Raw genomic sequence first — 12,477 nt, 5'->3', positions numbered from 1 at the left:
ATCCCGATTCGGCTTAGACGTCGCGCTCACGCCGACGCATAAGTCGAATTTCAGATTCGAAATCATCGGCGCTGTCGAAAGATTTATACACAGATGCAAAGCGCAGGTAAGCAACCTCATCGAGGTCACGCAGTGGATCCAAGATCGCTAAACCAATGTCGTTGGCATTGACCTGGGAACTGCCGTGACTGCGCACGCGCTCTTCTACTTCTTGCGCTAAGCGCTTGAGCGCATCATCGCTAACATCGCGACCCTGGCATGCTCGGCGAACACCGCGGATAAGTTTATCGCTGCTAAAGGGCTCTGCTAAGCCATTGCGTTTGACCACTAGAAGGATGGCTTTTTCAATGGTGGTAAATCGACCGCGACATGATGCGCATTCGCGGCGCCGGCGGATTGATGAGCCGGCATCGATGACACGAGAGTCAATGACACGGGATTGTTCATGATGACAAAATGGGCAGTACACCAAGCGTCCTTACGTAGAATTCCCAACACGTACTAACCGTGCGAGGGGTTTTAATACTAGAACTAGTGTACTGCCCTGTCCGAATCCACTACGGACTACCCAAATGGTCTATCAGTTTGGGATGTGGCCCGGGTGTAGGAAAGCTTTTAGCGAGTTTGCACGCTGTGGGAAAAAGACGAAGAACTAACGGTTGGTGCAGGGGTTACTGGCTCATCTGAGGCATTAAAGCCAGCGAATAAAATGCTAGAAAATACTGCCGCACCGAACACAGCACCGAGAGCCAGGTTGCTTCGAACGCTTTCCCAGCGACTCATAGATTCAGAAGCCTCAACAGACTCGAAAGAACGCGCCTGTTCGAAAGCGTTTCGTTGTGGTGTTCTAGCGACTGAGTCGAGAGTTCGGACTCGGTTGACGCGCGGTTCGCGCACTGCAGGCTCCCACACAGATGCAGCAGGAGTTTGTCCCGCGCGTGTGATTGACTTCAAGGAAGAACGAGTTGAATGAGCATTCCGCGATTAAGAGCAATAGCCATGATGTTATCCTTTCGGTTACGCAAGTGACACTATCTAACTTCCTAGACACTCCAGATGTCTATTCGCGCAACTGTTCGATTATTTATCTATGTTCGATTTATAACAGGATTTCGAAACTTTGTCCACACCGGGCGCGAAATAGTCGAACATGGGTGCAAAACGTGATACAAATGGAGTATCGATTAAAACAGGCAAGTTTCACCGTCTACCAAAATCTCGCAGTCACTGTTCTAAGTTCAATCGAGCTAAGCCGGCCAGTACCCAAGATTTTGGATACCGGCTTAGATATCCAAGGAGCTAAAATGGCTAAACCCCGAGGTATTACTCCCCGGCCCGACATTTCCGAACTTTCACCACGCCAACGTCGAATTCTCGAAGTCATCAAAGACGCGGTCGTACTGCGCGGATATCCACCAAGCATTCGCGAAATCGGAGATGCGGTTGGACTGCAGTCAACTTCGTCGGTTGCTTACCAGCTCAACCAGCTCGAACAAAAGGGCTTCTTGCGCCGTGACCCCAATAAGCCTCGCGCTGTCGATCTTCGCCAATTTGCTATGGATGATGAATCGAAGCCAGGCCGCAAGCCTGCTGCAGAGCCCGTAGTTGAAGATGCCTTGCCCGAGACCGCTTCCAGCGTGAGTTACATTCCCGTGGTTGGACGTATTGCGGCTGGCGCACCTATTACCGCGGAAGAGAATGTTGACGCATACTACCCACTGCCCGATGACATCGTAGGCAAGGGTGAGCTCTACATGCTCAAGGTAGTTGGTGAATCCATGAAGGATGCAGCAATCTTGGACGGCGACTGGGTCATTATCCGCTCCCAGCCAACAGCTGAATCTGGTGACTTTGTTGCAGCTTTGCTAGACAACGAAGAAGCCACCGTGAAGGAATTCCACCAGGACTCCAGTGGCGTGTGGCTGCTTCCGCACAATGAGGCTTTTGCCCCCATTCCAGGTGATGATGCCAAGATTATGGGCAAGGTCGTCTCTGTTATCCGCAAGATCTAGCTTTTGGGCAGATCTTTGACCGTATTTCCACGAAAGTGGGGATACGGTCTTTTTTTATTGACGGCAAATGTGGGATAGACATGTCACGCCCCCCCCCCCCCCGAATGGGTTGTTTGCTTCTGCTCTCATTCACAGACAATCCCACATTGCTTTGGTGACTGTTAGCGCGCTGACCGTTAAGAATGCCGGCGTCTGTACTGGCTATAGCTCTAATTAGTGACATGGCGACAGTGCACGATCTGTGTTTAGTTCTGAATTTCATGGCATTCTGGAGACAACACTGCCCCAATTGGGACAAGAATCCACATTTGCTTTTGCCTTACTCTCTTACACCCCAACCGAGTAGACATGACGTGGGTTTAATACCGATACGGCTCGATGTGACCTAGTTTTCAATTGACTATTGCCCAATGCGGGAAGGGATGCTAAATGTACGCTGAGGAGCGACGCCGACAGATTGCTTCAATGACTGCAGTTGAAGGCCGCGTCAACGTCACCGAGTTGTCCGAGCGCTTCGACGTTACGGCAGAGACTATTCGTCGTGATTTAGCCGTGCTGGACCGTGAGGGCGTTGTGCATCGCGTCCACGGCGGTGCTGTTGCCTCCCAGTCTTTCCAGACCTCGGAGCTGACCCTTGATTCTCGGCTGCGTTCTGCTACTACTGCCAAGATGGCGATTGCCCGGGCAGCGATGGAGTTTTTACCGCAGGGCACCGGCAGCATCTTTTTAGATGCGGGTACTACCACCAGCGCCGTGGCTGACCTCATTGGCCAAACCCCGGCAGCACACCAGCTGTCCATTGTCTCTAATAGCCTGCCCATCGCTTTGTCTTTGGCCAATAATGGGGTGCAATATGTGCAGTTGCTCGGAGGTACGGTTCGCGCCATAACGCAGGCTGTCGTCGGTGATACTGCGCTGCGCACCATGGCTCTGCTGCGCGCTGATGTGGCTTTTATCGGCACCAATGCTTTGACGCTCGATCACGGTTTGTCTACTGCAGATGCGCAAGAGGCCGCGATTAAATCAGCTTTTGTCACCAATGCACACAAGGTTGTGGTGCTGTGTGACTCTTCCAAGTTGGGAACTGATTACCTAGTCAGTTTCGCTTCCTTGTCAGAGATTGATGTTGTCATCACTGATAGCGGTGCCTCAGAGATATTTTTAAATTCACTACGGGATCGCGAGATCGATGTTGTTGTCGTAGATGACCTAGCGCGTAGCTAAGTCAGTAACTTGGCAAGCAGGCTCCCCCGATGCCTGCTTGCTTAAATCTTTCTTAAGAGGCGTAGCCGTCTAACAGCGCGCGAACTGCTTCGCGTGCTTCTGGTGCACCGGGAGCCATAATGGCCGCTTCGGCCATTTCCTGGCACTGCTCAAGGGTTACTTCAGCCAGTTGTGCACCCACACCGGCTATGGCGGTGGATGCTGCCGATAGTGAGTTCACGCCCAGGCCCACAAGCACGCAGGCCAAGATAGGATCGGCTGCTGCTTCACCGCACACTCCGACTGGCACGTTGTTATCTGCGCCGCCAATGCAGGTGTGCTGGATCAAACGCAACACTGCTGGCTGCCAGGGGTCAGTCAGATAGGCCAGCTGTGGCGACAGTCGGTCAGCCGCCATCGTGTACTGGGTTAAGTCATTGGTACCAATGGAGACAAAATCTAGGTGTGGCATGATGGTATCGGCCATCAAGGCTGCAGCCGGTACTTCCACCATCGCGCCAGGCACCAGACCACGTTCGCGGCATAGTTCAGCAAACCATTGTGCTTCTGTCGAGGTTGCGACCATCGGAGCCATGACCCAGGTTTGAGCCTTTTCATTGCGCTGTGCTGCTGCTTGGGCAATGGCATCCAGCTGGCGCGTAAGCAGTGATTCATTATCCCGCGCGATACGCAGGCCGCGCACACCGAGGGCGGGGTTTTCTTCATCGTCTAAAGTCGCATAAGAAATTGGCTTATCCGAACCAGCATCAAGGGTGCGAACTACCACCTTGGAATCTGGGAACGCATCAAAGACCTTGCCGTAAATCTTGGCCTGCTCATCGACAGAAGGCTCACTACTGGCAGACAGGAAGGATAGTTCGGTGCGGTAAAGGCCAATACCTTCTGCTTGGGACTGCGCTGCTAGACGTGCAGCGTTGCCATCAGCCACATTGGCAAGTACTTGGATTGCATGCCCGTCTTTGGTTTGAGCAGGACCTGTCCACTGAGCTACCTTTTCCGCACGCACTTTGTAGTCGGCGACGGCCTTGTGTGCTTCTGCTTCATCGGCATCCGTGGTCACGGTTCCCACTGCGCCATCGATAAAGACGACGGTGGATGATTCGATGTCGCGCAGCGATTTGCCCACGGCAACGATGCATGGAATATCCAGCTGGCGGGCAATGATTGCCGTGTGGCTGGTAGGACCACCTAGTTCGGTCACCAGAGCTTTGACGTGATTGGTGTCCAAAGTGGCGGTATCGGCTGGGGCTAGGTCATCGGCAAAAAGGACGGCCTCGCCCTCAATATGTGGCAAGCCGGGTTCATCTTCCCCACGGAGTTGCGCAATCACGCGGTCGCGCACATCGCGCAAGTCGGTGGTGCGCTCCGCCATTACTCCCCCGGCGGCTTCAAACATGGCGACGAATTTATCGGTTGCACCGACCACTGCGTATTCAGCGTTGTGTCCACCGGCAATATTTTTCTTTACTGCCTTGTGCCAGCCGCGGTCTTTGGCCATTCCCGCGGTAGCGATGAGCACTTCTTTAGCGTGGCCGTCAGCAACTTCCGCACGCGTAGTCAGCCGGTCGGCGACGACTTCGGCGGCTTGCTTGAAGCGCTCGAATTCGCTGTCCCGTGCATCTTCAGCAATTGAAGCGCCAGGTTGAGGTAATTCCGGTCGTGGACGTACCCACACAGCCGGAGCATAGGCAACGCCGGCAACAACGCCAGTACCGTTAATGGACTTTGACATGGTGTGTTCTTCTCCCTTGTCTTTGTGCGCCCTGCACACCTACTGCGCCTTGAAGGCGCATGAGTGTGCAATGCGAACAGGTGATGCGGATTAGAGATGTGAAGTTAAATATGTGGGTTTTAATGGTGTATCCCACAAACTAACCACACAATATCATTGACAACCGGACACATTCGGGCAACAATCAATATTATTGAGTATTTTCTCGAGTATTACCCCAAGTATTCGCCATATATTCGGAAACTCAAGCTTTTTGGCTTTTGTCCATAGCTTTGCACCCAATATAGCTAACTTTTGGAGAACCCCGCGCCTTATGATTGTGACCCTGACTCCAAATCCGAGCATCGATGCGACGATCGCTTTGGATTCCCCACTAACCCCCGGCACGGTTCATCGTGCTGCCAGTATGACCAATGCCGCAGGCGGAAAGGGCATCAATGTCGCACACGCTGTGACTTTGGCGGGAGAATCCGCTGTAGCTGTCATCCCAGCTGCAGAAAATGATCCTTTCATTTCCTTGGTCAATGACATCAATGTCGATATCTCGACCGTTGAAATTGCAGAAAATATCCGCACCAACACCACGGTGACGGAAACTTCTGGACGTACTACCAAGCTCAACGGCAAAGGCCCAGCGGTAGATAGCCAGGCTCAAAGCCAGCTTATCGATGCTACCTGCCACGCTGCTGCCAACGCCTCGTGGGTGGTGATGGCGGGTTCTTTGCCTAATGCAGTGCCCGTTGATTTCTATGTCACGGCCATAAACGCCCTACGGAAATCTGCGCCACAGGTCAAGATTGCCCTTGATACCTCTGATAAGCCCATGGAGGAGATTGCGAAGAACCTGTCGACCGCAGCTCCAGATCTCATCAAGCCCAATGGGCTGGAGCTTGGCCAATTAGTCGGCGAAGACGGCTTGGCTTTGGAAGCTGCTGCAGAAGGTGGCGATTACTCCGGTGTTATTGCAGCTGCTCGCAAGGTCAACGCCCAGGGTGTGGGCTATGTGCTGGTAACGCTCGGCGCAGCCGGTGCCTTGTTGGTTACCGAGACTGGGGCTTGGATTGCTAGCCCCCCACCGATTGAAGTTGCCTCTACCGTCGGCGCTGGCGATAGTTCTTTAGCCGGGTTCTTACTCGCCCAAGAAGCAGGTAATGACCTTGCTGAATCTCTGCGTTACTCCGTTGCTTATGGCTCAGCGGCAACATCCTTGCCGGGCACAACCATTCCGACTCCGGATATGCTGAACTTAGCTGAGACAAATGTGCGTCAACTGAATTAATTCGCCCCCTTTTTCCCCTTCTTAAATCAAGGAGAGTCCTGTCATGGCATCCGATATTATTAGAACTGACTTAGTCGCTTTAGACGCAGACTTAGGCACCTCAGTTGAATCAGTAATTACCCAACTAGCCACGTTAGTTCACGACGCTGGTCGCGCCAGCAACGTGGAAGAATTAGCGCGTCCCGCAATTGAGCGTGAGGCCCAAGCTGGCACCGGAGTGCCTGGCAAGGTAGCAATCCCGCACTGCCGTTCCGCAGCGGTGAGCGAGCCAACCTTGGCTTTTGCGCGACTTTCTCAAGCGGTAGATTTCGCAGGTCCTGATGGCAATGCCGAGTTGGTATTTCTGATCGCTGCCCCGGAAGGCGGCGGCAAAGCGCACCTGAAGATTCTTTCCAAGCTTGCGCGTGCACTGGTGCGCCAGGATTTCCTCGACGCGCTTCGTACTGCAAGCTCAGAAGAAGAAATCGTCGCTTTAGTTAGCGATGTCGTCAGCGCCGAAAAGAAAGCACCGACCAGTGCAAGCTCAGGTCCAACAGAGGGGGCGTCGACGAACGAGGCATCGACAAGCGAAGCATCGACAAGCACTGCGAAAGCTTTGAACATTGTTGCTGTCACCGCCTGCCCCACAGGTATTGCTCACACCTACATGGCTGCCGACGCCCTGAGCCAAACCGCAGAAAAGCGCGATGACATCAAACTCACGGTAGAAACCCAAGGCTCGTCCAATAACACCCCGGTTGCACAATCGGTCATCGACGCCGCTGATGCCGTAATCTTCGCTACCGATGTGGGAGTACGCGACCGCGAACGCTTCGCTGGAAAACCCGTCATCGAATCCGGTGTAAAACGCGCTATCAACGAACCTGATGTCATGCTGAACGAAGCCGTTGCTGCGGCGCAAAACCCTAACTCACACAAGGTTAGCGGTAGCGCAGCAATCTCTTCTGGCACGGAGGATACCGCTAGCCAGCTCAGCTGGGGCAAGCGCATCCAGCAGGCCGTAATGACCGGTGTGTCCTACATGGTGCCCTTCGTAGCCGCTGGCGGTTTGCTACTAGCACTGGGCTTTTTATTCGGAGGCGCCGATATGGCCAATGGCTGGCAGGCCATCTCTACCCAGTATTCACTGACCAACCTGCCGGGGCACGAGGTCGACGTCGACGGTGAGCTCCTCAGCTTTGAACGCTCTGGACTCCTGCTATATATCGGCGCGGTGCTCTTTGCCACCGGCCAAGCCTCCATGGGCTTTATCGTCTCTGCCCTATCTGGCTATATTGCTTACGCTTTGGCTGGGCGCCCTGGTATCGCGCCGGGCTTTGCTGGCGGCGCAATCGCTGTCACTGTCGGCGCTGGCTTCATCGGTGGTCTGGTCACAGGTCTACTCGCAGGTCTTATCGCAATGTGGATCGGCTCCTGGAAGGTGCCGCGCTGGATGAACTCTTTGATGCCAGTGATGCTCATTCCGCTGTTGACCACTTTGGTGGTTGGTCTCGCAATGTACTTCGTGCTGGGCGCACCGCTGGAAGCGTTGATGACTGGCCTGCAAAACATGCTTGGTGGCATGTCTGGTTCTTCTGCCGTGGTGCTGGGCATCGTGCTGGGCCTAATGATGTGTTCTGACCTGGGTGGCCCAATTAATAAGGCTGCCTACCTCTTCGGTACCGCAGGGCTTTCCACCGGTGATCAAGCATCCCTGGAAATCATGGCAGCGATCATGGCCTCCGGTATGGTTCCACCAATTGCTTTGTCGATTGCAACCATCGTGCGCAAGAACCTCTTTACCCCTGCGGAGCAAGAAAACGGCAAGTCTTCCTGGCTGATGGGTCTGGCCTTTGTCTCCGAGGGCGCGATTCCATTCGCTGCTGCCGACCCATTCCGCGTCATTCCAGCGATGATGGCTGGTGGCGCCACTACCGGTGCGCTCATCATGGCACTCGGTGTGGGCTCACGTGCTCCGCACGGTGGTATCTTCGTGCTCTTTGCTATCGAACCTATCTGGGGCTACATCGTTGCCATCCTGGTCGGTACTTTGGTTGCGGCTGTCGCCGTCATCGCTTTGAAGCAATTCTGGCCAAATAAGACCATCCAGGAAGCAGCAGCAAAAGATGCACGAGAAAAATCAGCCCTCGCAGCTGCTTAAATGCTGATAAGCTCCGGGGACTTCGCACGAAAGTAGAACCTTTCGTGGCTAAGTTTCGGATTCGACTTTAAACTGGTGTGAGTACTTTTAATCTTTGAAAGGATTTATTTATCATGGCGTCTAAGACTGTAAAGGTCGGCTCCTCCGTCGGGCTGCATGCTCGACCAGCATCCATCATCGCTGATGCAGCAGCAGAGTTTGATGAAGATATCTTCCTGGCTCTGGTTGGCGAAGAAGACGACGATGAAACCGATGCGGCATCTTCTTTGATGATCATGGCACTCGGAGCTGAACAAGGCGATGAGGTCACCGTTACCTCTGAGAACGCAGAAGCTGTAGAAAAGATTGCAGCGTTGATTGAACAAGACCTGGATGCTTAAGCGCTAAGGCGTTTAAAACAACTTAAAGGGCTGTGGTTCTTCCGGGAGGAAGGTCCACAGCCCTTTAAGGGATCATGGCTTAGCGTTCGAGATACCAATATAAATCGGTCGCTGCTGAAGAACTATTCTCGCCACCGCGATCGACATAATCTTCAAAAGCAGGTGCTGCAACTTTTACACTTTGGCTGTCGAGCTCTTGAGAAAACGCATCCCAAGAATTACCCAGTGTGTTGTAGCTGGCGTGGTGGGTAGCGCGTGCGGCAGGACCTTCCTCAAAGGTGATTAAATCAAGGTCATCAGCACTGCCATCAGGGTTGTTTTGCTGTGCTTTTCAATGGCATCGCGCACAGTATCACGGCCTTTTTCTGCGATGACTAGTGCTGCGGTGATATCTATATCATCCGGAGAAATCGCATACGTGTCGGCACGTCCTGCGACGGATTCTACGTTGAGGTCTTTAAGAACCTGTTCCAAACGCTCATAACTGGGTTGGAGAAACGGTGCAATCTTAGTCAATGGAACCGTAGTGCGAATACAGAAAATAGTAGGGCTGGGGACAGTAACAAGGTCGAACTTCATGGCTAGCACTCATTAAAGCTAGGCCTAGAAAGTATGACGCAGCTCTTAATGTTGCCACCTGTTGTACTTAGTGTTTTGCCTGCTGGCCTTCACCGAGGGTTTCATATAGCTGCTTCAAAATTGGGTAGGCAATGATGATGCCTACCGAACCCCATGCGATACCTTCCAAGGTGATGCCAAAGACCGTGAGTGTGAGGTTACCGATGCCGGCTACCAAGGCGATGGCAGCGCAGGTCAAGTTCACAGGGTTGTTGAAATTGACACGATTATCCATCCAGATGCGAATGCCCAGCATGCCGATGAGACCGTAGAGCACCAGCGTCGCGCCCCCGAGAACACCGGAAGGAATGGTGAAAATCAGCGCGCCGAACTTCGGGATAAAGGCCAACGCAATAGCGGTTGCAGCTGCAACCCAATACGCCGCGGTGGAGTATACGCGCGTGGCTGCCATAACGCCGATATTTTCCGCATAAGTCGTCGTTGCCGAACCACCCATGCCACCGGCCAAGGTCGTGGCCAAGCCGTCAGCTACCAAGGCGTCGCCAGCCAAGTCATCCAAGTCATGCTTGGTCATCTCACTAACAGCTTTAACGTGGCCAACATTTTCCGCTATAAGCACCACCAGGACTGGCAAAGCTACTGCAATGGCGGAGAAATTAAACTCGGGAGTGTGGAAATCTGGCAAACCAATCCACGCGGCATCAGCGATTGACTCGGCCGCACCTTCGCTGAGATTGCCGGTCACTGCCGCAAATATCCACCCGATGATGACGCCAATGAGAATACCCAAGCGCGAAATCATGCCGCGGCCAGCAATGGTGCACAGCACAATAGCGAGCAAGGTTACCGCTGCAACCACAGGCTGGGTTTGGAAATTCGAAGCGGCCGTCGGCGCGAGATTTAGCCCGATTAAAGCCACAATGGCGCCGGTGACAGCAGGTGGCATGACGGCATCAACGACCTTGCGCCCGGCCATTTTGACAATGAATCCGATGACCATCAAACACACGCCAGTAACCAAAATGGATCCGGCCTGTGCACCGATGCCGTACTGTTCAGAAGCCGCTAAAGGCGCGATGAAGGCAAAGGAGGATCCGAGATACGATGGCAGCCGATTGCGAGTAATCAGCAAGAATAAGATGGTGCCAATGCCGGAAAATAGCAAAGTCGTATTGACCGGGAAGCCAGTTAAGGTGGGCACCAACAAAGTGGCACCAAACATGGCAATGACATGCTGCATGCCGATACCAATGGTCCGCGGCCAATTAAGGCGCTCTTCGGGAGCAACTACTGCCCCAGGTTGAATCTTTTTACCGTCGCCGTGTATTTTCCAGCCAATCAATGAGCTCACGAAATTCTATTATGTCGCACGCACGCCTTTTCACCTAACCAAACGCGAAGCTAACTTACATGCTTCACTCATTAATATTTCAGGAACTTAAGACTCGCTGCGCTTCGAGCCTTCATCTTCTGGGTCCTGGTCAAGAATTTCTTTGACCTGGTCTTCATCCAGAATGAATTCTGCGAGCTCACCCGCTATCTGTGCTGGCAAGCGGACATCCACATAGGTGCCCTCTGCCCGGTAAGACTCTTCGAGCACAGTGCCTACCTCATGCACACGTGCAATAACTTCACCACGCGTAAATGGCACCAAGAGCTGCACGTGCGAATCCAAAGAATTCAAAAAGAGTTCAACACGCGTGGTGAGCTCACTAATGCCCTCCCCAGTTGCCGCGGAAACATAAACGACGTTTTCGCGATCAAGGACGTGGCGAATCTCCGCTAGTGCCAAAGGATCAGCCGCATCAATCTTGTTAACAACGATGATTTCTGGTGGTGGGGTCTCCCCCATTTCCTTAGCAATTTCGTAGATGACCTTATTAACCGCCTCAATTTGCTTGAGTGGGAAAGGGTCAGCGCCATCGACGACGTGCAGCATCAAATCGGCATTGAATACTTCTTCCAGCGTGGATTTGAAGGCTTCCACCAATTGAGTCGGCAGGTGGCGAACAAATCCAACCGTATCTGTTAGCACTACGTTTCGGCCATCGCCTAATTCGGCCTTGCGGGTTGTCGGATCTAACGTCGCAAAAAGCGCGTCTTCGACCAAGACACCCGCGCCAGTCAACGCATTAATCAACGAAGACTTACCAGCGTTGGTATAGCCAGCAATCGCGATTTGCGGGATGGTAGAGCGTTGCCGATTGGCGCGCTTAACATCACGCGCGGTCTGCATGCCCTTTAATTCTTTACGCAGACGCGCCATCTCTGTACGAATACGGCGACGATCCGTCTCAATCTTGGTCTCACCTGGACCACGAAGACCCACACCACCATTGGAGCCAGCACGGCCACCTGCCTGACGCGACAAGTTACCGCCCCAACCACGGGTATGTGTATAGAGGTATTCCAGCTGCGCGAGCGAAACCTGAGCTTTACCCTCTTTGGACTTCGCGTGCTGAGCAAAGATATCGAGAACCAGCATGGTGCGGTCAATAACCTTGGTATTGAGCTCGCGCTCTAGGGCGTTGAGCTGACCCGGAGTTAGCTCACCATCACAAACCACAGTGTCAGCACCGGTTGCCTCAATAGTGCTCTTAAGCTCTTTGACCTTGCCTGAGCCAATAAAGGTTCCGGCATCGGGCTTATCGCGCTTTTGATAGAGCATCTCTACGATCTCAGCGCCGGCAGTTTCCGTCAGAGCTGCGAGCTCCGACATGGCTGCCTCTACTTCAGCGATGGTGCCTTCGATCCACACGCCGACCAAGATAACGCGCTCTAGGCGCAGCTTTCGGTACTCAACCTCATAGATGTCTTCAGCATCTGTGTGTCTAATCTCCGTGCGGTGGGTAACCCGACGGAATGCATTTCTTTCGGCAAGTTCGAGCTCGCCGAGAGTGAGATCTTCTTCATTGTCGCGCTCACCTGCAGACGAATGTCCTGCCAAGGGCTGCGGAGTATGGTCTGAAAAAGCGCGTGCCAAAAGTTCGTCGCGTTCTTTTTCACTATCAAATCGTTTTGAAAAATCTGTCATTGTCCTCCCAGTATCGCATGAACTAACCACCCTTGGCTAGAAGTCACAGGTAAAAGACACTGACACATTTTCCCTAACGCACTATAGGGTCTAGAAT

General features: G+C 53.2%; 10 protein-coding genes. 5 read left to right on the top strand and 5 right to left on the bottom strand.

Annotated elements, in window-relative coordinates; translation table 11 throughout:
- Window positions 1-13 precede the first annotated feature (13 nt).
- Window positions 14-469 (bottom strand): transcriptional regulator NrdR, encoded by a 456-nt coding sequence (gene nrdR, locus CSTAT_RS05755; protein ID WP_066793608.1) that lies wholly within the window; start codon window positions 467-469, stop codon window positions 14-16.
- Between the two features lie 835 nt (window positions 470-1,304).
- On the opposite strand from nrdR, the gene lexA reads away from it, so the two are divergent.
- Together lexA and CSTAT_RS05745 are read left to right on the top strand one after the other, a co-directional pair.
- Window positions 1,305-2,012, top strand: a complete 708-nt coding sequence (gene lexA / locus CSTAT_RS05750) for a transcriptional repressor LexA (protein ID WP_066841050.1) — start codon at window positions 1,305-1,307, stop codon at window positions 2,010-2,012.
- A 429-nt stretch (window positions 2,013-2,441) separates the two neighbouring features.
- A complete protein-coding gene (locus CSTAT_RS05745; RefSeq protein ID WP_066793593.1) occupies window positions 2,442-3,236 on the top strand; it encodes a DeoR/GlpR family DNA-binding transcription regulator in 795 nt (264 codons plus the stop codon).
- 52 nt (window positions 3,237-3,288) lie between these two features.
- On the opposite strand, the gene ptsP is transcribed toward CSTAT_RS05745, so the two are convergent.
- Complete coding sequence (gene ptsP / locus CSTAT_RS05740) at window positions 3,289-4,968, bottom strand: phosphoenolpyruvate--protein phosphotransferase (RefSeq protein ID WP_075722775.1); 1,680 nt, start codon at window positions 4,966-4,968, stop codon at window positions 3,289-3,291.
- A gap of 313 nt (window positions 4,969-5,281) precedes the next feature.
- Between ptsP and CSTAT_RS05735 the strand changes: the two genes are divergently transcribed.
- The 3 genes from CSTAT_RS05735 to CSTAT_RS05725 all read left to right on the top strand — a co-directional run bounded on the left by CSTAT_RS05735 (window position 5,282) and on the right by CSTAT_RS05725 (window position 8,767).
- Entirely contained in the window at window positions 5,282-6,247 is a 966-nt protein-coding gene (locus CSTAT_RS05735) for a 1-phosphofructokinase family hexose kinase (protein ID WP_075722774.1), read from the top strand.
- Window positions 6,248-6,290: 43 nt separating this feature from the next.
- On the top strand, window positions 6,291-8,387 hold the full coding sequence (locus CSTAT_RS05730; RefSeq protein ID WP_075722773.1) for a PTS fructose transporter subunit IIABC: 2,097 nt from the start codon (window positions 6,291-6,293) through the stop codon (window positions 8,385-8,387).
- Window positions 8,388-8,500: 113 nt separating this feature from the next.
- Window positions 8,501-8,767, top strand: a complete 267-nt coding sequence (locus tag CSTAT_RS05725) for an HPr family phosphocarrier protein (RefSeq protein WP_066793581.1) — start codon at window positions 8,501-8,503, stop codon at window positions 8,765-8,767.
- A gap of 282 nt (window positions 8,768-9,049) precedes the next feature.
- On the opposite strand, the gene CSTAT_RS13805 is transcribed toward CSTAT_RS05725, so the two are convergent.
- From CSTAT_RS13805 to hflX, 3 genes are all read right to left on the bottom strand, one after another.
- On the bottom strand, window positions 9,050-9,346 hold the full coding sequence (locus tag CSTAT_RS13805; RefSeq protein WP_075722772.1) for a hypothetical protein: 297 nt from the start codon (window positions 9,344-9,346) through the stop codon (window positions 9,050-9,052).
- 67 nt (window positions 9,347-9,413) lie between these two features.
- A complete protein-coding gene (locus CSTAT_RS05715; protein ID WP_075722771.1) occupies window positions 9,414-10,697 on the bottom strand; it encodes a uracil-xanthine permease family protein in 1,284 nt (427 codons plus the stop codon).
- Window positions 10,698-10,784: 87 nt separating this feature from the next.
- Window positions 10,785-12,380 (bottom strand): GTPase HflX, encoded by a 1,596-nt coding sequence (gene hflX / locus CSTAT_RS05710; RefSeq protein WP_075722770.1) that lies wholly within the window; start codon window positions 12,378-12,380, stop codon window positions 10,785-10,787.
- Between the last annotated feature and the right edge of the window lie 97 nt (window positions 12,381-12,477).

This window comes from Corynebacterium stationis, from assembly GCF_001941345.1.
Lineage (GTDB): Bacteria > Actinomycetota > Actinomycetes > Mycobacteriales > Mycobacteriaceae > Corynebacterium > Corynebacterium stationis.
Note: the sequence above shows the minus strand (reverse complement) of the source record. Positions and strands in the feature narration are given on the sequence as shown.